Source organism: Halomonas flagellata, assembly GCF_022487945.1.
Classification (GTDB): Bacteria; Pseudomonadota; Gammaproteobacteria; order Pseudomonadales; family Halomonadaceae; genus Halomonas; species Halomonas flagellata.
On sequence record NZ_JAKVPY010000016.1, the window covers coordinates 1 to 22196 of the forward strand.

At 62.5% G+C, this 22196-nt stretch carries 19 protein-coding genes; 5 read left to right on the forward strand and 14 right to left on the reverse strand.

All coding sequences use genetic code 11. From position 1 onward, the window contains the following. Positions 1-179 precede the first annotated feature (179 nt). From nfo to MKP05_RS13605, 6 genes are all read right to left on the reverse strand, one after another. Positions 180-1031 carry a deoxyribonuclease IV gene (gene nfo, locus MKP05_RS13585; protein WP_240568762.1) on the reverse strand — a complete coding sequence of 284 codons (852 nt, stop codon included), beginning with the start codon at positions 1029-1031 and terminating at the stop codon, positions 180-182. A gap of 70 nt (positions 1032-1101) precedes the next feature. Then, positions 1102-1584: an OsmC family protein gene (locus MKP05_RS13590; RefSeq protein WP_240568765.1), complete on the reverse strand. Its 483-nt coding sequence runs from the start codon at positions 1582-1584 to the stop codon at positions 1102-1104. 25 nt (positions 1585-1609) lie between these two features. After that, positions 1610-1879 carry a GrpB family protein gene (locus MKP05_RS13595; RefSeq protein ID WP_240568768.1) on the reverse strand — a complete coding sequence of 90 codons (270 nt, stop codon included), beginning with the start codon at positions 1877-1879 and terminating at the stop codon, positions 1610-1612. Between the two features lie 29 nt (positions 1880-1908). Continuing rightward, positions 1909-2427 carry a nitroreductase family protein gene (locus tag MKP05_RS13600; protein WP_276316621.1) on the reverse strand — a complete coding sequence of 173 codons (519 nt, stop codon included), beginning with the start codon at positions 2425-2427 and terminating at the stop codon, positions 1909-1911. A 3-nt stretch (positions 2428-2430) separates the two neighbouring features. Next, positions 2431-2550 (reverse strand): nitroreductase family protein, encoded by a 120-nt coding sequence (locus MKP05_RS22135; protein WP_439108993.1) that lies wholly within the window; start codon positions 2548-2550, stop codon positions 2431-2433. Positions 2551-2582: 32 nt separating this feature from the next. Further along, positions 2583-3527, reverse strand: a complete 945-nt coding sequence (locus MKP05_RS13605) for an EamA family transporter (protein ID WP_240568772.1) — start codon at positions 3525-3527, stop codon at positions 2583-2585. Positions 3528-3622: 95 nt separating this feature from the next. Between MKP05_RS13605 and MKP05_RS13610 the strand changes: the two genes are divergently transcribed. Then, positions 3623-4111: a MarR family winged helix-turn-helix transcriptional regulator gene (locus MKP05_RS13610; protein ID WP_110283142.1), complete on the forward strand. Its 489-nt coding sequence runs from the start codon at positions 3623-3625 to the stop codon at positions 4109-4111. A 58-nt stretch (positions 4112-4169) separates the two neighbouring features. On the opposite strand, the gene MKP05_RS13615 is transcribed toward MKP05_RS13610, so the two are convergent. Continuing rightward, positions 4170-4517, reverse strand: coding sequence for a hypothetical protein (locus MKP05_RS13615; RefSeq protein WP_240568774.1), 348 nt, complete (start codon positions 4515-4517; stop codon positions 4170-4172). A 163-nt stretch (positions 4518-4680) separates the two neighbouring features. Between MKP05_RS13615 and MKP05_RS13620 the strand changes: the two genes are divergently transcribed. Further along, positions 4681-5577 carry a LysR substrate-binding domain-containing protein gene (locus MKP05_RS13620; protein WP_240568776.1) on the forward strand — a complete coding sequence of 299 codons (897 nt, stop codon included), beginning with the start codon at positions 4681-4683 and terminating at the stop codon, positions 5575-5577. A gap of 163 nt (positions 5578-5740) precedes the next feature. Here MKP05_RS13620 and MKP05_RS13625 read toward each other — a convergent pair whose 3' ends face one another. The 3 genes from MKP05_RS13625 to MKP05_RS13635 form a co-directional block, all read right to left on the reverse strand. Continuing rightward, positions 5741-6592 (reverse strand): Nmad3 family putative nucleotide modification protein, encoded by an 852-nt coding sequence (locus tag MKP05_RS13625; RefSeq protein WP_240568777.1) that lies wholly within the window; start codon positions 6590-6592, stop codon positions 5741-5743. 201 nt (positions 6593-6793) lie between these two features. Beyond that, entirely contained in the window at positions 6794-7624 is an 831-nt protein-coding gene (locus MKP05_RS13630) for a sterol desaturase family protein (RefSeq protein WP_240568778.1), read from the reverse strand. A 14-nt stretch (positions 7625-7638) separates the two neighbouring features. Continuing rightward, a complete protein-coding gene (locus MKP05_RS13635) occupies positions 7639-8295 on the reverse strand; it encodes an ArsR/SmtB family transcription factor (protein ID WP_240568779.1) in 657 nt (218 codons plus the stop codon). Positions 8296-8413: 118 nt separating this feature from the next. On the opposite strand from MKP05_RS13635, the gene MKP05_RS13640 reads away from it, so the two are divergent. Next, the gene (locus tag MKP05_RS13640; protein WP_240568781.1) at positions 8414-8758 is read left to right on the forward strand and encodes a DsrE/DsrF/TusD sulfur relay family protein; all 345 of its coding nucleotides are present in this window, start codon (positions 8414-8416) and stop codon (positions 8756-8758) included. A 32-nt stretch (positions 8759-8790) separates the two neighbouring features. After that, complete coding sequence (locus MKP05_RS13645; RefSeq protein ID WP_240568782.1) at positions 8791-9624, forward strand: cysteine desulfurase family protein; 834 nt, start codon at positions 8791-8793, stop codon at positions 9622-9624. A 44-nt stretch (positions 9625-9668) separates the two neighbouring features. On the opposite strand, the gene MKP05_RS13650 is transcribed toward MKP05_RS13645, so the two are convergent. Then, entirely contained in the window at positions 9669-10061 is a 393-nt protein-coding gene (locus MKP05_RS13650; RefSeq protein WP_369127979.1) for a class I SAM-dependent methyltransferase, read from the reverse strand. Here MKP05_RS13650 and MKP05_RS21945 point away from each other — a divergent pair. After that, the gene (locus MKP05_RS21945; protein WP_369127980.1) at positions 9942-10205 is read left to right on the forward strand and encodes a helix-turn-helix domain-containing protein; all 264 of its coding nucleotides are present in this window, start codon (positions 9942-9944) and stop codon (positions 10203-10205) included. The genes MKP05_RS13650 and MKP05_RS21945 overlap by 120 nt on opposite strands. Here MKP05_RS21945 and MKP05_RS13655 read toward each other — a convergent pair. The 3 genes from MKP05_RS13655 to MKP05_RS13665 all read right to left on the reverse strand — a co-directional run bounded on the left by MKP05_RS13655 (position 10150) and on the right by MKP05_RS13665 (position 22157). Then, positions 10150-10749, reverse strand: a complete 600-nt coding sequence (locus MKP05_RS13655; RefSeq protein ID WP_240568784.1) for a hypothetical protein — start codon at positions 10747-10749, stop codon at positions 10150-10152. The genes MKP05_RS21945 and MKP05_RS13655 overlap by 56 nt on opposite strands. Before the next feature lie 37 nt (positions 10750-10786). Beyond that, positions 10787-12463, reverse strand: coding sequence for a Hint domain-containing protein (locus MKP05_RS13660; protein ID WP_240568785.1), 1677 nt, complete (start codon positions 12461-12463; stop codon positions 10787-10789). 70 nt (positions 12464-12533) lie between these two features. Then, the gene (locus tag MKP05_RS13665) at positions 12534-22157 is read right to left on the reverse strand and encodes a Tc toxin subunit A-related protein (RefSeq protein WP_240568786.1); all 9624 of its coding nucleotides are present in this window, start codon (positions 22155-22157) and stop codon (positions 12534-12536) included. Positions 22158-22196: the final 39 nt, after the last annotated feature.

Sequence of the window (22196 nt, forward strand, 5' to 3'; positions counted from 1 at the left end):
GGCAGCAGCTTGGCCACCACGGCTTGTCGGCGTTCCTCGGAGTAGCGAGGCATGAGCGGCTCCTATCGCCCCCTGGATGTTAAGAACAGGGTATCAGAGGGCACGACACTCATCCTGACACTGGGGGAAGCCCGGATGGCCATGAATGAAAGGTCTCTACTATAGATATGGCTGTAGTACTAGGCGGCGTCGAGCTGTTGGGCCCGCAACCAGGCGATCTCCTCGGCCCAGATCGCCGGCTCGATGGTCTCCAGTACCATGGGGATATCGTCGATGCGCGGGTCGCGCATGAGGGTGGTGAAGGCGTCCAGCCCGATGTTGCCCTGGCCCAGGCTGTGATGGCGGTCGACGCGGCTGGCGAATTCGCTCTTGGCGTCGTTGAGGTGCATGCCGCGCAGATACTCGAAGCCGACCACGGCAGCGAATTCGTCCAGCGTGGCGGTACAGGCCTCCGGCGTGCGCAGGTCGTAGCCGGCGGCGAAGGCGTGGCAGGTGTCGATGCACACCCCGACCCGCGACTTGTCGTCGACCTGCTCGATGATTTCGGCGAGGTGCTCGAAGCGCCAGCCCAGGTTGGTGCCCTGGCCGGCGGTGTTCTCGATCACCGCCGTGACGCCCCGGGTCTCGCAGAGCACATGGTTGATCGAGTCGGCGATGCGGGTCAGGCACTCGCTTTCGCTGATCTTCTTCAGGTGGCTGCCGGGGTGGAAGTTGAGCAGGGTGAGCCCGAGCTGTTCGCAGCGCTGGAATTCATCGAGAAAGGCCGCGCGGGACTTCTCGAGCCCGGCGGCATCCGGGTGGCCGAGGTTGATCAGGTAGCTGTCGTGGGGAAGGATCTGCCCCGGGCCGAAGCCGTGCTCGCGGCAGGCCGCGTGGAAGGCCTCGATGGCCTCGTCGGTCAGCGGCTTGGCGTGCCACTGGCGCTGGTTCTTGGTGAACAGCGCAAGGGCGTCGGCGCCGATCTCCACGGCGCGCAGCACGGCCTGATCGGGGCCGCCGGCGGCACTGACGTGGGCTCCGAGATATTTCATGCGGCGTTTCCTTCCATCACGGCTCAAAGGTGGGCTTACGATAGCACCGTGGCGGGTCGCCATCAGCCGCTCAAGGCGCCGGTGCCCGCTCCATGCTCGGCTCGCACGCCACCGGGAAGTTGACCGAGTTGGCGATGAAGCAGAGCCGGTGGGCACGTTCATGCAACTGCTCGGCCAGGGCCGGGTCGCTGCCGGCGGCGATACCGACCTGCGGGCGCAGCGTCACCCGGGTGAAGTAGCCGCCGCCGTTACCGGTCAGGGCCATGCTGCCCTCGGCCTGGTCGGTGTAGCGCTCGACGACGATGCCGGCATCGGCACACAGGTGCAGGTACCACAGCATGTGGCAGGCGGAGAGGGAGGCGATCAGCATGTCCTCCGGATTGTGCCGCCCGGCGTCGCCCAGGAAGGCGGGGTCGGCCGAGCCCCGCAGCGTGGCCTTGCCGGCCACCTCGATCTCGTGGTCGCGCGAATAGGCGCGGTAGCCACGGGTGCCGCTGCCTTGGTTGCCGGTCCAGGTGACCCGCACCCGGTAGTCGTGCTGGTGTTGGCTCATCGCTTTCTCCCTTTGTGCCTGGCTCTCAGTCGCCGCATGACGCCTGTGCCGAGGGCGGCGGTGAGCCATGGAGTATCGCATGCACGAAGTCGCCCTTGGCCGCGGTATAGGCCTCCCTGTCCCGGCGATGTCGATCGACCAGCGACCGCTTGAGCTCGGCGTAGCGGCGGGCAAGCGCCGGGTCGGCACGCAGGGCATCGCGAAACTGGAGGCGCTCACGCCACAGGCGCTCACCCCACACCACCAGGGCGACCTCTTCCTCGCTGGCGCGCAGCAGGGATTCGCTCTCCGTCACGCTCGCTCCTCGTGGTTGGCTCGCCACCGCTAGGCTGGTGGCAAGTGGATGAACAGCTTCTCCCGGGGCCAGCGCACCTTCTCGAGGCCGGCATGCCGGTCGGCTTCGTTGTCACGATAGCCTAGCGCCATCAGCACGACGCTGCGCAGGTTCTGCTCCCTGAGCCCCAGCAGGTCATCCAGCCCCGCCGGGTCGAAACCCTCCATGGGCGAGGCGTCCACGCGCTCCGCGGCCGCCGCGGCCAGCGCCGTTCCCAGCGCCAGATAGGCCTGCTTGGCCGCCCACTGGAATTTCTCGTGGGCCGACGCAAAGCCGCCGACGGCCCCCTTGATGGTGCTCCCGTATGCCGCCAGGTCGTCCGGATGCAGGCCGCGTGTCTCGGCGGTGAGCCGGATCAGGTCGTCGACGTGGGCCTCCTCGACGGGATCCCAGGCGGCGAACACCAGCAGGTGCGAGGACTGGGTGATCTGCGGCTGGTCGTAGGCCACCGGGCTGATCCGCTCGCGCAGCGCCCGGTCCTCTATCACCAGCACGGAGTAGGGCTGCAGGCCCTAGGAGGAGGGCGCCAGGCGCACCGCTTCCAGGATCCTGTCGACCTGTGCCCTGGGCACTTGCTTGCCGTTCATGCGTTTGGTGGCGTAGCGCCAGGTCAGGGCTTCGATAAGGCTCATGATGACTCCTTGGTCGGGGGGACGTGTCGCCATCAGGTGGTCGTTGCGCCACCCGGGACGGAGGCGGCGCGGGCGCCGCGATGGAAGAGCACGGTGCCGAGCGCCACCAGCAGCGCGGCCAGGCCCAGGTTGGGGGGCGGGGCCTCGCCGAGTGCCAGCACCGCGATCAGCGTGCCGACCAGCGCCGCCACCGTGCCGATCTGGCTCAGGTAGACGGGGCCGGCGAGTTTCTGCAGCACGAAGTAGAAGAGGTAGAGCACCGAGAACACCGTGACCTCCACCGCGAGCAGCCGCAACACGGCCCCCGTGGTGAACAGCGCCGGCAGCTGATCCGGCTCGAGCAGCAGCACGAAAGGCACCAGCGTCATGGCGCCGCCGAGCATCATCAGCGCGGCCAGGAAGATCGGCGAGCTGCCTTCGGGCCAGCGCAGCGTGCGGTAGATGTTGCCCAGCGCGATCACCAGCGGCATGGCCAGCACCAGCAGCGCCCAGCCCGGGGTGCCGTCCGCGCCGCCGGCCTTGGCCGCGGCCAGCACCAGTCCGCCGGCGAGCCCCAGCAGCACGCCCAGCAACCGCAGGGCGCGCAGGCGCTCCAGGCTCAGCCAGACGGCCAGCAGCCAGGTGACGAGGATGGGGAAGGCGAAGCTGAGCGAGATGAAGCCCGCGCCGACATGGCGTACCGCGAGAAAGGCCAGGGCGTTGGGCACGGCGAACAGCGCCCCGGCCACGGCGGCGTACTCCAGGGTACGGCGGTTGAGCGCCATCGACCGACGTTGCAGCGTCCCGATGGTACCCAGCACGATCCCGGCCCCGGCCATGGCCGTCATCAGGAAGGTCAGCCGCGGCGCCCCCGCGCCGTCCGCCAGCTTGGCCACCACCAGCGACAGCGCCAGGAAGGTGCCGACCAGCAGCAGGCAGCCCAGGGCGTAAATCCCGGCCCGATCCGTACCCTTGCGCGACAGTGTTGCGTTCGACATCATCCCTTCTCCCGTAGCTTGTCGGAAAGTATCTTGCCGTCAAGTATCTTTGTATAAAGATAAAAGTATCTTAGCATCGAGATAAGTGGTTGGCAATGAATAGAGTGAAACTGGCGGTGAGCCAATGGCAGCGCGAGCTGCCGGACCTCGACCTGCTGCCCATGGAGGTGGTCGGCTACCTGAAGACCAGCCAACTGCTCACCAAGGGCCGAGTGGACGCCTTGTTCAAGCAGCACGGCCTGCAGGCGGGGGAGTTCGACGTGCTGGCCACGCTGCGCCGCGCCGGCACGCCCCATGCGCTGACGCCGACGCAGCTTTTCGAGGCGCTGATGATCTCCTCCGGGGGCATGACCAACCGGCTGGATCGCCTGGAGAAGGCCGGGCTGATCCAGCGCTCGCCCAACCCCGAGGACCGGCGCGGCACGCTGGTCTCGCTGACGGAGAAGGGGCTGGAACTGATGAACCGGCTCGTCCCGCTGCATGTCGAGAACGAGGCGCGCCTGCTCTCCGCCCTCAGTCGGGAAGAGCAGGAGACGCTGGGCAGGCTGCTCGGCAAGCTGCTCGATGGCCTGGAAATGGAATAGCGGCCGGCTCGCGGCCGCGGCAAGGCCCCTGGTGACGGTTCGCCAGGGGCCTGGATTCTCAACCCCGCTTGAGATCAAGCAAGAAGAAAGGGTCCTGCTGGGCCTTGCGTAGTGCCCGGCACTCCTCGAGGGCCTTCAGCGCATCGACCTGCAGCGGCAGACGCGATGCCCACAGGATGTCGTCGCGGTGGTGTCCCATGTCCTCGAGGATATGATCGTCATGGGCGAGCAGCGGCAGGAAGCGTCGCCGGAACTGCCGCCGGCGTCGGTAGACGTGCCACCAGTGCTCGACGGCAGTGATCAGCCCCAGGGGCGGCATGGCCGGCATATAGAAGTCCGGCGCTGGCGGTGGCGCCGGCTTGTCGGCGACGACTCTCGGGCGGCGAATCGGTTCGTACTGACTCATCTCGCACCTCCATCCAGGCGGCCGCCAGGCGTGCGGCTGCCGGTGTCTGCTTGCTCTTGGGTGGAGGGTCGCGACCTCTGGGTGACAGCATGGTGCCGCCTCTTTGATCAATCAAACGAAAAGGCCTACATTTACCTTTAAGAATTTCTTAAAGGTATCGGCCATGACACAGTTGTCCCTACCGACCGGCGGTGCGGCCCTGCCGCTGCTGGATATCGAGGTGCTGCGCACCTTCGTGACGATCGCCGAGAGCGGCAGCTTCACTCGCGCCGCCCGGCAGGTGTTTCGCACGCCATCGGCCCTGAGCATGCAGATCAAGCGCCTGGAAGAGACCCTCGGCCAGCCGCTGTTCGTGCGTGAGGCGCGCCAGGTGCGGCTCACCCCGGAGGGTGAGGTGCTGCTGGGCTACGGGCGTCGGCTGCTCAAGCTCAACGAGGAGGCGGTGACCCAGTTCCTGGCACCGTCGCTGGAGGGACGGGTGGGCATCGGGACCACCGACGACGTGGGCACGCGCATCCTGCCCGGCGTACTGGCGCAGTTTGCCCGCTCGCACCCCGCGGTCCAGGTCGACGTGGTGGTGGGCAGCAGCGCGGGGATGTTGGCGCGTCTGGATGCCGGCGAGCTCGACCTGGTGCTGGTCACCGCCGGCAACCCGGGGCAGGGCGTGCGTGGCGAGGTCGTGCACAGCGAGCCGCTGGTATGGGCCGGGCGCGAAGGCGGCATCGCCGCCCAGCGCTCGCCGCTACCGGTGGCGTTGGCCCACCACGGTTGTGCCTGGCGCGGGATGGCCCTCGACGCCCTCGACCGTGCCGGGGTGAGCTACCGGATCGCCTACACCTGCGAACACTGCGCCGGGCAGGAAGCCGCCATGCTTGCCGACCTGGCGGTATCGCCATTCCCGCTGGCCCTGATCCGGCCGCCGCTGCGCCGGATCGACAAGAAGCTGCTGCCGCCACTCGGCGATTACCAGCTGGAGCTGGTGAAGCGGGGCGGCGCGGGCCAGGCCAGCGAGGCCCTGGGGGGGTATGTGATCGAGGCGTTTCGCGATATGCACGACTAACGCGACGCAGCCGTCAGCGTGGCGCAACCGGTGGCGTCGGCCTACAGACACTGGCTGATAACGGAGGCGCAGGGTGTCTCGCCGATATCGGCCATGGCGATGGGCAGGGCATAGGCAGCAATGGAAGGGGAGGTGGCGGCCTGATCACCGACCGGAAACGAGGCTACCGATGGCGAATCAAGTCGCCTGCCCAGGGCGCCGCTTCCGAATACTCCTCGCCGTCCAGGATGAACTCCTGGCCGCGCGCCGCCGCGGTCAACTCGGTGTGATCGGCGTGCCGGTGCCAGCGCTGCCGGTTCGCATGGTAGGTCAGCGGCGTGCGGCCATTCTCCGGATAGCACCAGGCGGGCAGCCGCCAGGTGGAGGTGTTGGCGGCATCTGGAGCGGTCAACCGACGACCCGGCGAGAAGTGCGGGAAGACGCCGGCCCCTGGCAGGGCCTCGTCCAGCCCGTCGAGGCGTACTCGCCGGCTCGCCAGGTAGACCACGTTGTGGGGATCGCCCTCCCGCTGGAAGTGGGGGTGATAGGCCGCCCACTCGTAGTCTCCCGACCGGGCCTCGTCCACCGGCACTACCTTCGCCACTTGCAGCCAGCCCCAGATGACATGGCAGGGCCGGGAGTCGGGGGTCCAGCGCCAGGCTCCGTTGTGAGGCTCGACGCGCCGGAAGAGCCCGAAGAACAGGAAAAGATCCCCCGGCCCGACCTCCTGGTTGCGCAGATGCCCCTGGGCCTGGCCCGCTTGCCCGAAGAGGGGCCGCCAGCCGGGCTTCCGGGGCAGCAAAGCGCCGATCAGGTCAGGATCGAGATGGGCGCGGTCGTCCGGCGTCACCCTGCCCCGGGAGAGCTGGCCGACCAGATCGCCGAGCGAGCCGCCGTCATGGGCGATGTCCCGGTAGCGGATGATCGAGTTCCCGTCCGGGATGGGCAGGGCGACCATCCGGCCATCCGGAAAGATGGGGCTCGGCACGCCCCCGGCGGAGGAGTCGAAGCCCTTGCGGCTGAGGATCAGCTTCATTCCGTCGCCTGCTTTCCGTCGAGGGAGGCAACGCACTCTCTGTCGCCCCTGAGAGGCGCGCACTGTACGGCACAAAGATGCGTCGCCCGTGCTCCTTTATCCTGGCCCAAAGTGCTGCGGTTATTCTATGAATCCAGGGATTATCTGGTTGGCAGGGTAGAGGTCGATATCATTAGTGGGCTGGAAACACCACGCCTTTATTTAAAGGTGATTACGCTTCACTTGCCGGTGAGGGCTCAAGAAGGGCTGGATCAGCATGCGGTCCAGCCTGAGGTCTCGCACCTCCCTGAAGTCCTCGATACCAATCGTCATGCCGAGATGGCCAGCGGCAGGCTGGTCTCGGTAGGTGCCGAATAACCGATCCCACCAAGGCAAATTGAAGCCGAAGTTGCTGTCCGTTTCCCGACGGACGATGGAGTGGTGGACACGGTGCATGTCCGGTGTCACCACGAGAAGGCGCAGCAGGCGGTCAAACCGGGCAGGCAGGCGGACATTGCCATGGTTGAACATGGAGGTAGCGTTGAGCACGACCTCGAAGAGCAGCACCGCCAACGCCGGTGCTCCCAGCAGGGCCACCACGGCGAGCTTGATGCCCATTGAGATCATTATCTCCAGGGGGTGGAAGCGCAGGCCCGTGGTGACATCGAATTCCAAGTCTGCATGGTGCATGCGATGCAGGCGCCATAGCCAGGGAACGGCATGGAACAGCCGGTGCTGGAAATAGATGGCCAGATCCAGCACGACAACCGAGGCCAACACCGCCAGCCATACAGGAGCCGCGACCAGGTTGAAAAGACCCCAGCCTTGTTCGACGGCGATCAAGGCGGAGCCGACGGCGGCAAGGGGAAACACCAGACGGACCGCCAAGGTATCCAGCGCGACGATCAACAGGTTGCCTGGCCAGCGTTTTCGGCGAGGCACGTGTTGGGGTCGGCGCGAGGCAGCGACCTCCCAGAGGGCCATGGCCAGCAGGACGAAGGCGAACACGGCGCCCCGAAGCAGCGGCTCATGGGTCAAGAGCGTGTCACTCATGGCGGTGCCTCAGGTCACGTCACGGGCAGGCCGGCCGCTTTCCACTCCGGATAGCCTTCCTCGAAGCGCCTGACGCGATAGCCGAGTTGCCGCAGGCGTTGGACGGCCTCGTGCGACAGGGCGCAGTAGGGCCCACGGCAGTAGGCGACGATTTCCCTGTCCTGGGGCAGCTTGTCCAGCATGTCTTCCAGCTGTGCCAGAGGGATGTTGATCGCCTCGGGCAGGTGGCCGGCCTCAAACTCCTCCTCGGGACGCACGTCCAGCAGCGCGACCTTGCCGCTTTCCAGCCCGACCAGTAGCTCGTCCCGGGATACTGCCTCCAGGGCCCCCTCAGCATCGTCGTCGGCGAATAGCCGACTCACCAGACGCTCCATCTCGGCCAGGTTGGTCTCGGCGACCTGCCTGAGCAGTGCCATCAGGGTGACGATGCGCTCATCGGTCAGGCGGTAGATCATCTGCTTGCCGGAACGGTTGGCGGTCACGAGCCCCGCACGCCGCAGCTGCTGGAGATGCTGGGAAGCATTGCCTACCGTGAGGCCGGCGGTGCTGGCCAGCGTCTCCACCGCGGCACCGCCCTGGGCCAGACGCTCCAGCAGTGCCAGGCGATGGCCGTTACCCAGGGCGCGGGCGACCTGGGCCAGGGTATCGAGAAGTTGATGTTGCGACGTCATCGGGGTCATCTCTGAGGGTCGGAAGCGGGATGAAGCGGCGTATTTTGCCGCTTGACAGGAGGTTGCAGCCAGCACCATCATTCTATCACTTCATTGAATGATAGCAAGGATCCACGCCATGCAGACCCTCATCATCATCAACGATCCCCCCTATGGCACCGAAAGGCTCTACAACGGTCTGCGCCTCGCCCACGCCCTGCTGAAGCGGGATGGCGAGGTGACGGTCTTCCTGATGGGGGATGCCGTGGCCGGTGCCAAGACGGGCCAGAAGACGCCGGATGGCTTCTACAACACCGAGCGCATGGTCAAGCGCGTCACCTCCAGGGGCAAGGTGCTGTTGTGCGGCACCTGCATGGACGCACGTGGGCTCACCGATGACGAGGTGGTGAAGGGCGCCGAGCGCAGCACCATGGACGCCCTGGCCGAGGCCACCGAGCAGGCCGACAGGGTCCTGGTGTTCTGAACCGACCCACTCGCCGCAGGAGACAAGATTCCATGGAGCCGGCTCGCCACCTGGCGGCTCAAGGGTGGGGACTGACCATCGTGCCAGTTGATGGCATGGGGCGCGTGTCGGCCGAGGCGGTAGCCGAGGCCGTGCGTCCCGATACGGCTCTGGTCTCGGTCATGCTGGCCAACAATGAGGTGGGCACGCTCCAGCCCATTGCCGAGATCGCCACGCAACTGAGCGGCAGCGGCGTGCTGCTGCATACAGATGCCGCCCAGGCGGTGGGCAAGGTCGCCGTGAATGTCGATGCGCTGGGGGTCGACCTGCTGACCGTGGCAGGCCACAAGTTCCAGGCGAGCAAGGGCATCGGCGCACTCTACGTGCGCCAAGGCACCCCGATACGACAGATTCTGTTTGGTGCCGGCCATGAACGCGGGCTGCGTCCGGGTACCGAGAACGTGCCGGCCATCATCGGCCTGGGCGTGGCGGCCGAACTGGCCGCCAGGCATCTGGCACAGCCCGGGAGCACCCTGCGTGATCGCCGTGACCAGTTGCATGGCCGGTTGGGCGCTGCCATTCCTGGGCTCAGCCTCAATGGCCATCCTGAGGACCGCCTGCCCAACACCCTGAACGTGTCGTTTCCCCAGGTCAGCGGCCAGGGCCTGCTGGCCGCCGCCAGTGATGCCGTGATGGCTTCGGTGGGGGCTGCCTGTCATGCCGGTGAGTCTGCTCCGAGTGGTGTGCTGGGGGCCATGGGGCTCGACACGACACGCGCACTCGGTGCCGTGCGCCTATCGGTGGGCTGGCAGACTACAGAGGATGAGATCACCAGAGCATCCGATGCGCTGATTCACGCCTGGCAGCACCTCGCGACTGGGGGTTGACCACCTCATCACGCCAGGAGAGTGAAGCCCGGCAGCTAAAGCCTCTACTCGCCTGCCAGGTCCACCACAACATGCAGGAAGGCGCCGCCGTGGAGCCACGCTGGCCATAAACGCTCGCCCCGCCGGCCCTTCTGCCACCACAGCAGGCTGCGCCGGTTCAGCAGGCCCAGGGCGACGCCTCGACGGGCGACTCTCAGCATCTCCCGGACCGCCTGATGCTCGTCGTCGATGAAGCACAGCGCGGTGATCGATACGGCCAGATCAACGCTGTTGCCCGGGAAGGGCAATGCCCGAGCATCGCCCACAGCCGTACCCTGATCAAGCGGGGCAGGAGGCGCACGCCGCTCACCGACACCGCCCATGAGGCGGGCTATTTCGACCAGGCGCACTTCATTCACGACTTCAAGGCGGTGACTGGCATCACCCCGGGCGATTATCTCAGGCATGTGGGGCGCCGCTACGGCGAGGGTGGCCCGGGGCAAGGCGGGGCCGGGGTTCCATCAGGCGCGCGGGAAGCCATTCCTTTCACCCCGGTGGGACGGGTCGATACTTCGGCGTCACAGGATCGCCCCAACGGGTGAATCCCGGATGATCAGGATCTTCTTTGGGACAGGCTTCGGTAGGCAGAGCGGCCTTTCTCCGGGCAGGACATCCGCAGGCCGAACAGATACAGGACTCCTTACCCGTGAGCAGCTTCACGCCCTGGTAGATCATGTCAGGTGGGGGGGCGGTCAGGTACTCGCAGGCCTGGCAGGCCTTCCAACGTCGCGTGACCAGTTCCTCGTCGGCGACCCTGAAGCCTGTTTTAGCCCACTTGACCATGGCGCTGGCCACCCGGGTCGAGAGGCTAACCACCCCTTTGGTGGCCGTTTCCGCCTCGTTTGTCGTCGCTCTCGGCGTTTCGGATTCGGCATAGGCCCGAGTGCCGGGAGCGTTCAAGAGCTTGTCCCGCAATGCCGGGCTGTTTTGCGTCATCATCAGGTACATGGCGAACTTGGGATCGTCGAGGGCTCGACGAGTGGCCTCGTGGGACGCGGGAGCCTCGAGACCGAGCACTTCACCGAGGTGTGCCCGGGCATCCTCGAGGGTGGCCGCTTCCCGAAGATCAAGCATCTTGGCAAGCATTGATCGTTTCCTCCTCTGATGTCGGCTACGGCAAAGGTTACGGTGTCTGGAAGGAAGCCGTGTTCTGGTCGCGATCGAGGCGTTGCCCCCGCTCGCTCAGCACGCCCTTGACCGTCACTTCATAAGAGACCGAAGGCCGCATAGGCTGAGTGGTCAGGGTGACGCAGGTCTCGCCTTCGTTGTAGTCCGCCTGCAGTACCTCCACATCCTCGGAGATCGAGTAGTGGGCCGGATCCGTCGCCGTCGGTGCGAACAGGGTGGTGCTGAAGGACACTTCCACCTGGCCGAGGCGCGGCGCCTCGGCGCCGGTCACAGCGAAGGCGGGGGGCGGCTTCGCGCAAGACGGTGTGCCCCGGAAGGATTGACCGTTGGCGATGGCTTCTTCACGGCACTCCAGGGAAGGCTGACGACAGAGATTGTCAGGATTCTCCTTGGCGTATTTCGCGGGAACCTGGGCGAAGGTCGCCTGGATTTCGGCGAAGGCCTTGTCGAACTGGTCGAAATACAACTCGTCGAACCAGACCTCCCGGAACTGGATGGCGGAACCGTGATAATCGGCGTCACCCTGGCAGCCATGTCCTTCATGGTTGGCGATCATGTGACACATCACCATGGATACACCCGGGACATTCAGGGTGGGGAAGCGGAGCAGACCACCGGACAGGATGATATAGGGCTGATCGCCGGAGTTGAAATACCAGGCGTTGACACTGTCATCTGACCAATCGGCGGCAAAGTAGATTCCTGGATAGAAGCCCGAAAATAGCCGCTTCAGATACTTGAAGTTGGCCATCGCCTGTGAGTCACCCTGATTCTGGTCAGGCTCCGCCTCGGCCAAGGCGCCGGCCTGATCCTTGGTGAAATAGGCCAAGGAACTCGGCGGAATGTTGAACAGCGGTGGTGTGGTAGCGGCGAAGCCAACCGGCCACTGCTCGGGGTCATTGATGAAGGCCTCATAGGCCTGGGTGTTGTGCTTATCGAAGAATCCCTTCGAACCGATGGGCGGCACATTATCCTCTTGTGTCTCGACCATATCTGTCGAAAACTCTTCACCATAGAAGGCCATCTGAACGGCAAGATCGGCAGTAACCAGGCCGAAAGTGTTAATCAGATGTCCCTTGTAGGGGTCATCGGGATGTGCCTTCGGATCGAAGGGACCCAGTGCGAAGTTGCGTACCCCGCCGCTGAACTGGCCGATGGCGACGAAGGCAACGGTGGCCTTGGCACCATCGGCCTGAACCACCGTGTCACCGGGGCGAAGATCCTGAATGGGCTTGAGCTTGCCGTTGGGAAGGAGAAACAGGTGGTCGGCGGTGGTGACAAGCTGGCGGACTTCACCGTTCTCCAAGGTAAAGCGGCCGAAGTAGCAAAAATCCAGGGGAACGCCGGGCGCGATACCACCTAGGTCGGTGACCTCGTATTTTTCCCAGTTCTGCAACTTTCCGCCAGTGGCGAGTACGGTGTCGCCATCGCGGATCAACTCGATCATGCGATAGTTGCCAGGTGACACTTCAACAGGTGTTCCCCAGGCGGCACAGGAACAGCAGCACCAACATTTACCCCGGTCATCCACCTGCGGAACGGGGACATCGCCACCCAGTCCACTGTGTTCGCAGTACTCGTTGATGTCACCCTGGATCGAGGCGCAATGATTACCCTCGCAATAGCGTCCACCTTTCTTTTGGATGTTGTTCAAGCAACTTTGACTAGCCATGTCTATCTCCTTCAAGGGTACCGATGGAACACGGCGGCCGGTCTTCGGTCGCCGCAGCTGATGTCGTGTCCTAGGTCCGACCGGAGAGGAAGGGCACGAGCTGAATGTCCCGCAGTACGGCGGGGTCGAGGCGCTCCCCCGAGGCATCACGTAGGCTGGATGGGGTGTAGGCCGGGCGCAGGTCGAAACTGACGGCGATTTCTGCGTCCCCACCCTCGAGTGGAACGGGTCGTTCGAACATGGCGTAAGCTGTGCCGTCGGCCGAAGGCAGGAGGGTGACGGGATCTGCGCCGGCGATGGATATCGTCAGATAAGGGTGTTGCGAGCTGAGTGTGGTGCCTTCGGGTACCTCGAGACGGAGGTAGGCGCCGAGACATTCCGGCTGCGATGTGTTCGGTGGCACCAGACGCTGAGCCGTGAGGCGCAGCGTCTGTCGTTCACCTGTCACCGGGCCTGTCATGAAGGCACTCCAGTCAGGCTGGTACTGTAGCGCTGGCTGGATGAGTTCGGTCCACTGGCGTTCACGCAGCGCCGCCAGGCCTGCCACCTGTTCGGTGAACCGGGCTCCGCCGTCGACAGCGGTATACTGAATCTCCAGGATCACGTCCGAGATCGATTCGAAGTCGATCAGGTTCGATGGTTTCGGCATGCAGAGTTGCCAGGAAGAGACCACCCCCGTCTGCTCGAAAGGCAGGTAGAGAGAGTCGGACGCTTCTGGCTGGAACACGCCGGTATCTCCCTGTCCCTTGGACAAGGAGATTTTCTGGTAGGCGCGGACATTATGTTCGATCACTCCTGCCTTGACCTCCGTATCCTCGCCGAGGAGAAACTTCACGGCGTCGAGGTCCGGTTGTAGCACCACGCGGTTGGCGGTCTGAGTCAGGGTGGCGTGGATATTGCGATAGGGACCGACGACGGCGGGGAGTGACACCTTCACCGAGGCGATCCGTCGCTTGTACTGCCCTGGGAAGTCTTCGTCGAAAATACGCTCGGGAAGGTCGAAATGGGTTTTCCCGGTGGCGAGGAAGCTCAGGAAGGCAACCGGATCCAGGGCGCGCAGGGAAATGACCTTGGTGATGTTCTGGATCCGTGCCCCGGAGCGGATATAGGAGCCCTCGAGTTGGCTGAGGGCCTGGCCGAGCTGCTCTCCTGCGGTCAGCCCCTTGTGAAGGTCATCCCAGTAGCTCGCGGCGATGTAGGTGCTATCCGAGCGGTATTCGAACTGGTAGGCCCGTTGGGCCATGCGGGCAAATTCGAGGGCCAGACCATAGGCTTGGAAGTAGGTGCTGGCGAGTTTTCCCGCCATCCAGGAATAGAGGCTCTCGTTGGTGAACTTGGTCTTGTAGGCATCCTGGGTCGCCTGATTCTGGTCGATCTGAGAGGCATGAATCTGCAGGTCACGCTGGGCGATCTCAAGTTGTGCCTGGGTGGCGGCGATCTGCGCGTCGAACTGCGCGATATCGAACCCGGCCAGGCTCTTTTGTAGTTCCCACTCTTCCTTTCGACGGGCATGCGCCGCTTCAATGGCCAGGATCTGGTTGGCGGTCTCGAAAACATTCGCGAGCGCCGAGCTCCAGCCGGCGAGGTTCTGCAGACTGGCGCCCAGCTGATTACCACCATAGGTCATGGCGAAGGGCGACCCGACTTGTGGGAAGGCAGCCGACACCGAAGCCGCTGCTCCCAAGATACTGGCGCCCATCTTGAAGCCTCCGGCGATGCCCAGGGTCGTCTCTTGGGCAACTTCTGTCGGCAGCAGGCCGGCATCGATCAGGTCGGTATAGTGAGACTGACGCTCTTCGGCACCCGCTCTGGCATCCATTAGGCTAGCGATTTGTTCCTCGATCTGGGTAATTGTCGTTTCCTTGATTTCGGTCCCAAGGCTCAGGAGTTGGGCTTCATTGGTGAGTTGAAGCCGGGCCAGGGCCTCAGCATCCTTGCGCTCGAGCGCTGCAAGCAGGCCGGTACCGAGTCGCGTGACCTGATCGGTGAGCGACTTGGCCACCGAGACCAGGTAGCCGAAGCGGTAGTTGGGAATCGGGTAGGGTGCCGGAGGCGCACCACCGCCGATGTCTCCACCACTGCCCAATCCGGCGATCAGTGCGGCTGGATCGAGAGGAGGAGCGAACAGGGCCAAGGTGCGCCGCATGCCGTTGATATTCATGCAGTGACGGATCTTGTAGAGTCGATCGTCGATCGTCTCCCAATAGGTGCTCAGTTCTGCATTGTCAGGCACTCCGAAGTACGCATGGATGTCGTTGATTGGCACGTCGGCGTAGCCGGCCCCGGACGAGGCGCCGGATACGAAAGGGGTGTTCTCCAGGTCGATCAAGAATTGAGGAATGCCACCATCGGGATAATGGGACTTGATTTCATCGTAGGTCAATGGGGTTGACTGCTCGAATACTCCGACCACCTCCGGTTTCCTTCCCAGCAAGTCGCGCGCCAGGATGTAGAGGTTAGTCGCTTGAGTGATCGACTCACGGGTGTCCTGGGTAAAGAGAGCGTCACCCCAAGTAATCAGGTTGTCGACGTAGCGAAGAACAGTGTACTTGGCGTAAGCGGATATGCGAAGCCTAGCAATGGCATGTGGGTCGAACGGGTCGTTGTTGTAATGGTTTATTTCTAAAGTATTTGTCAGTATTTCCTGAAGCGAGGGGATATCCATGTGTTCACGGAACGGCCGGAATCGCCAGTACCGGTCATTTCCTGTGGCGCCAAGCGGATCGCTATTTGCCATAGGATTGAAGATATATTCATACCAGTCCTTCGCTTGCTGATGATCCTGGTTGATAGTCATCCAGTCGGCTATCAAGGTCGGAGCATGATAGAATATTTCCCAGAAATAAGGTCCATATGAGCCGGAAAAGTCCATAACCGGTTCCGGCAGATAGTTGCTATCAAGAGCCGGTGGCGGGGCACCTTCAGGCGTCGCGTAGTATTGATCGAACGGTGACTCGGGAAGAAACTGCGACTCTAGAGAAAGGAGTTGATCAATGCTTACATACAGCCGCTGCTTCAATGCCTGGCCAACACCAGTATTCAATCGTGAAATGCGATAGGTTTGTTCCTCGAACTCCTGACGGTCGAGGCTATAGGGTCCGAAGGTCATCTGTTTGTTGATGATCGACCCTGTGGCAGCCGAATCCCTTTGAGGGGCCTGGGTAAGTGAAAAGGTCTTGAGAACGACACCTGTTCCGACTTCGACAGGAGACGGGTTGTTGACCGTAATCAGGAAGGAATCTTCGTCGGTATTAAATATCGACCACCCTACCTGGTTATTAATAGCGATAATGGTGGCGTTGTCAGGGTTTATATGGTAGAGCAGTGCGCGATCTTTTTTGGTAAAATCTTGTTGGTTAGCGGTGCTTCCTGGGGCGCTGCTTCCCCAATACAATGATACTAGTGGGCGTTCGGATCTTTCTGCGAAGAGTGTCTGGTTTTCTCGGTCTATGGCGGTGCGGACCAGCTTTGATGTTTGAGATTCACTTTCAGTGTAGAAGGGTGAAAAAACTCGAATTTCTCTCTTGTCTAACGTGGGCGATAGCATGATGCTTCGATAACCAGTGATATCTCCATTGTCGGGAAGAAGGGGGTCGTTCTTTACAATATTGGTGAGGTTGATGCCATGGTAAAGTTCGGAGTTGAAGGCATTGCTGGCGGAAATAAACGGATCTTCACCAGGGTTGTTCTCATGCGGTGGTCCGGAGGGTAGCTCGCCATAATCGGTGTCAAGATCCAGGTTGGGGCCGAAGAACACCAGCAGTTTTTCGGCGCCGTCCTCACGCGGGATGATCTTGTAAGGCTTGCCGGGGTTGGGTGTGGTCAGGCCCCAAGTCCGAGTTACGGTCATCTGGTGATCATCGAAGATGGCGTTGACGGTACGGATTTCACCTTTCACTTCAATATAGTCGCCAACCATGAAATCGACCGTGAATCGTGTGTCGTCATCACCATTTACCACATTGAAGTTCTTTGCCACGTTGGCCAGTCCGGGGCCCGCGAAGGGGGCATAGCGTGTGCGTTTGCTATCCTTGGGGATGACGTTGAAGGGAGTGTCGTTGCCGTCGGTCACAAACTCGGTGCGCAAGACCAGAGACTGGTTCTGGGCGCCGATGCTTTCCACCTGGAGCTGTTGGCCATTGGCGACGATGAAGTCGCCCGCCAAGAGTTGACCCTCGAAGCGGGTTCCGTTCCCGTTGGCCGTTTTGGTGCCTTTGGTGAAACTCAGTGTTCCAGCACCCGGTAGACCGCGAGGCAGTGCCAGGGCCAGAGGCTGGGCCCAGTAGTGCTGGGTCGCCGTATACGACGATTGCACGTTCGGGTTCTGGGCCGGGGAATAGGTGTTCGGTGCGACACGTACGGCGAAGGGTTCACTCAGGGACTGTGGACTCAACCAGTCTCCGGTGGTCGTCTGGAAGGTGTAATGTGGCGTGATGCTCCACATGGATTGGGTACTGGAAGCCGTGTCCGATGACTTGGAGGTGATCGTGGAACTCTTGGTAGAATTGACTTCGTTCCAGAATACGAAAAGGCGCTCGAAGGCCCAGACCGGCGTGACATAGGGGGCGTCAACCTTGACGTCGACGTTGATCCAGGCGCGCCACTCTTCCAACTGTCGAAAGGTAGCGCCATTGGGCGCCTCGGGCAGGGTGCTGCGCGTGAATTCACGAACGTAATAGCCGTAGGGCGAGGTGTTGGTGCGTCCGACGATCAGTGTGGTTTCATCAATCTGGCCGCCCTCCAGGGCTCGCTGGTCTTTCTTGCAGGCGCCGATGGGGACTAGCTCGCTCAATTGCTCGAATGCATTGAAATACTCCATCAGCCGCTTGGCGATATTGGTTTCGGTCGGCCTTCCCTGTAGCAGATCAGATTCGAGTCGCTTGAATTCGGGAGAGGCCGACTTGCGATTAGTGGGATCCAGGTAGTTCTCCGGATAGAGAAAAATCTTGCGGTTGGCTTCCCATAGCCGGTAGGCATTCATCCAGCTCCACCAGACCTGCGGGATGTGATCCACGTCGATCCCTGGCTCCAGGGCCATCCGACAGCGTTGCATGTAAAGCTGCACCGAGGTGATGCCTTGGGCGATCGGAGAGGTGGTATCGCAACCACTCTGTTCCACGTCGATCAGCAGGTAATCGAACAGGCTCGATGGCATCGTGATGGTGGGAATGGTCTGGCTCAGAGTCCAGATAAGCGAATTCATCAGCGCATCGCGCTTTTCCACATCCACGCTGCGACGTAACTGATCTGCGGCGCCGGGAAAGGCGTCGTCGCCATAGCGGACGGCGACCACCCCCAGGGCAGCGGAAGACACGGCATTCAAGCGCGACCACTGGGCGGTGTTGACATCGCCTCCGATCGGGCCAAGAGGGGGGGTGTTGAGCATGTCGGCAACCTGGACGAGGAAGTGAGCGTTGGCCGTGGTGTCAGTGATGATCGCAAAGCTCGGGCCCAGCCTGGTTAGTCCATCCAGCTCGTAGGGGTTCTGGCCCGGGGCCGTGCTTGATGCTCGCAGGTAGGCGTCCAGGACCCGGGTGTCCTCTGGCTCCCAGCCCAGCGCATCGTGGAGGGCGGCGAGCTTGGCATCCTCGCCGACCACCTCGGTCCAGATCTCCAAATAGTTCGAGATGGCCTCAGGATCGGTGCCATGGTTTTTCGCCAGCGACTCAAGCGCACCCTCCCGGACCAGGTTGCTGCGGGCCAAGGGCTGGGAGAGATCCAGATCGTAAAGCCAGGGTTCGCGCGCCAACCCACTCCAGACCGAGTCTGTGAGGGTGATCTTCGTGCGGGCGAAGGTGAACCTGGAGAGACCATCGAGGATCTTGCCCGCCGCGTCTCGGTTGGACTCGGTGTCGCCACCCAAAAAGACCGGGATCAGGCGCCGTGGCCTGGGGTCCGCATCCAGATAGGTCATGCCCAGCAGCGCCTGGGCCGAAGAAATGTCCAGAACCTCGGCGCAGCCACTTGTCACCGCAGCGCTCTGGGTTGTCTGCACTTCGTTGATCACCTGAGCCAGATTGGCAATCTCGTCCTGACGGGTATCGAGGGCGGTGCATACTTCCTGCGTCTTGCTCTCGGCGTCGGGGTCTGGGACCAGGTACACCGTCATGCCGTCGTAGGCGTCGTCGAGATTAGAAGCGCGAGCGTCGAGTGTCAGCGTATCGGAGCTCGCGGCCTGGACATTGCCACGTGCCACTATTCGCTCGATGACGTAAGTTGAGGTATCGTCGGGGGCGGTTTCCCAGGCCTTGGCCACTTGAGCGACATGCTGGGCGCCGTCATAGGCAGAGATGAGTCGACGTTGCCCGGCACCGGGTCCGTCGGTGAGAACCACGTAGTCGTTCTGATAGGCGCCGTCGTCGTCGGAGGCGCTTTGCGCCAGGGTGATGTCGTCACTGCCACCGCCTTTGGCTTGTCCCTGGCTTTCCTCTCTAGCGATCTCATAGTAGGCGAAGGCGTCGGGAAGGGGTGACCAGTCCGAGGCGAGGGTGACGCGCCGCTCCGAGCCTGTGTAGGCACTCACCACCTTGGATTGGCCGGTAGCTTGACTGGTGAAGAGCTCCCATCCCGAGCTCGAACCGTCGTAAGTGGCGCTCAGATAGGCGAGATCTTTACTTTGCGTGGCGATCAATACCGCGGGGTTAACAGTCTGCAGGCACTCGAAAATGCGGCGCGACTGCGGCGTGCCGATTGTCTGTGTCTGAAAGCCCGTGGCCGCAGAAAAGGGAAGCAAGGGTGAGATGATCTGGCAGGCAGTCCTTTGTGCTACGCTATCCAGATAGGCGCTGATGTTAGCCTGCTTACTGGAAGCATTGGGCAAGTCGATACAGAGGAAGTCGAGAGTGTTGCCTGGTGGATAGCTGGCGGTCAGTGCCCAGGAGTCCGCTTTCGTAGATTGAAGATAGGCCGGGCGCAATTCGGTAAGGGTGGCGAGAGTAGCATCCACTTCCTTGGCGCTTAATCCGAGCATGCGCAGGCTCTCGGCAGTGATCGGAAAGTCGGCTGATGTCTGGATGAAGAGTTCGTCGTGGGGTAGCACGAGACCGCCGGCATCCAGCATCCCCATTTCCGTCAGTCCATGGATCAATTCCTCGCTAATGGTCCTGGAAAAACCCGCGGTGCTCAGCGTATCGGACGTGAGTCGAAGATTCGCTGTGGACGAAGCAAGATGCTTGAGAATACCTCCGGTTTGTTTGCGGTCGAAACGCGGCAGAACGTGGCGGGATAAGGTGCCATTCTCGATGTAGTCCAGCTCATACGCGGACATCTTGCGGGCACGCAACCATTCAATCATCGCGATGGCAGCGTGGGCATCATCGAGCGCTGTCTGGGTGTCGGTGGCGTAGACACCCGTCACACCAGCAAGGCGTCGGACCACCAGGTATTCGGTAATGGACAGTCGATAGGTGCTAGCCATTCGGGCTAATCGCCATAGCCCAGTTAGTGCAGAGAGATCGAGCGTAATGCCAGGCTCATCAGGAAAGTTTTCCGCCTGATAGTAGTCGCCAAGCATGGCTAATTCGCTCTGCCGTGTGGAGAGCGCAGCGGCCAACCTGTCCGTCAGGTCCGAGGTATTTACGATAGCGTATTCGGAGCGCTTATCCGGAGTGTCTTGCCAGTCTTCGTAGAGCGTCACCTGGCGGTCGGTGCCGTTGTAGGTGCGAATGATTCGCTTCTGACCGGCACCGGGCCCTTTCGTGATGGTAATCTGGAAACCATCGAAATGGCCGTCGCGGTCCGGCGCCTTCGTCGCCAAGGTCGCCGTCGATGCCGTTGCCGCCCGTAGGTTTCCGGTGACGCCGCTCCCGGTCAAGCCTCCAGGTGCCCAAGCCAGAGGGCGAGTGGGGTCGAAGGGAATCGGATCACGAGCGGTGTAGGGGTCGGCACCCTTGAGCAAGGAGGGCGAGTTGAAGACGTTGTCGAAGGGGGCGGTCGACGTCGGTCCATCGCCCTTACCCGACGTCTTGAAGGGGCCCGCCATTGCTGCCGAGGTATCCAGGTCCAGTCTGAGATCCTCGGCGAGTCGCTTGGTGGCGGTGAGGACAACCAGGAAGTCGGGGGTGATGTCTGAGGCATCGGCCACGCGCATTAACCAGTCGGCGGCCGTGGCATCCACGTTGCACCAGTTGACCAGACGGATGAAGCGACTGAGCCGGTCGAGCCGCTTCGGCGAGACGTTGGCAAGGCTGGTGACCACGTTCCCCAGCGTGGGGTCGCCCTGCTGCTGGGCCATGGGGTCCAGCCCCTCGTCGGTGTGGTTGATGAAGAAGGCATTGGCCTCCTTCGCAGCCCACTCCGCCGGGCTTAATTGTTGGGTGAGCAGGGTTTGCAGCCTTTGAAAACTCACTCTCCCGGCGATGTCGCGGAAGCACGAGGCATTGGTCAAATCGACGGGAAACCCGTGAACTCGGTAGGTCGTTCCCGCACTGTCCGAGACCCAGGGTACGTCGACGGTGATCTCTCCCTGCTTGGAGATGGCGGTCACCGTACGGAGCTGACCTTCGGTCTCGAGGCGTTGCCCGACGCTGAACACCTCGTCCAGGTTGACGTTCACGCCGGTCGCTGTGAATTCGCCCTTGGTGAAGGCGATCTGGCCATTCCCTTCCTTGGGCATGGCGTCGGACACCGCGCTCAAGCCGTATTGGGCGCCGATGGTGGCGTCATCGCTGTTGACCGTGGTCAGCTCCTCCACCTGTTCTGGACATAGGCCGAGCGCGGTCGTGGCCAGAGTGGAGCGCCTGTCGTTCGGTACCTCAGGCGGTGATGCCAGCATTGCCTGGCCGATGGCCTCCAGGGAGGATCCTGTCTTGGCGACGTAACGACGGGTTGCGACCCAAGGCCGGTTGAACGGCAGATTGAAGGGGTAGGGGGCGAGGGTGAGGGTTTCGTAAGGATCGCCGTCCAGCGCCGTGGCCAGCCGGGCTTCCATGATCTCGTTGACGAGGGAGATATAAGGCAGGGTGGCCGTGGTGGTGGCCGCATCGAGCTTGACCTGATCGAACAGATCGGGGCGCCGTTCTCTTAGGGTGAACCCCGATGGGATCGTTGCTTCGTTATAGTCGGTAATGTATTCATCGGTGATACGCATGATGTCGAGCAGATAGGCCGCTGGCCCGAAAATGGACGCACCATGAGGCACCTCGATGTAGTCGAGGGAACCGAATAGGCTCTGGTAGCTGGGTAGGGATTGAAAATACTCCGTGACCTCTGGCTCCGCGTATTTGACGACGCTGGAGGCATCGAAGGGCGAGGCCGCGAGGCTCCGTGCGTTGGCGAAGGCGTGACGGGCGGCGGCCATCACTTGTCCCGCGCGGCGTCGTACCTCCCGGGTAAAGGGAGCGTCACCGCCGAAGATCGAGAGGCATTCACGTTCAAATCGTAGTGGTGAGGCCGCAGCAATAAGGTGGGCCGAATCATAGCCGAAGTCTATCAGGCCGGCGGCGATACGCTCGATTGAGGAGGGGCCCTGCGTAGCGGCCAAGTGCTCGCTCAGTCGTTCGCTGGGAAATAGCCGGAAGAGACGCTGGTAGGGCTTGAGAGCCTCGAGGTGTTCTTCCAGGACCGCTCGTTCACCCTTCAAATCCTGACGGGCTTGTGGGTCGAAGAAGTCATGTGTCATCAGGTCGAAATCGTCGTTGTCTGCGAAGAAGTCGGTGAACCTGGGAGACGCGAGCTGTACCTTTACCCCGCTCATTTCCTTGATCCTCTATGACGGTTTTAAAAAGCGACATTG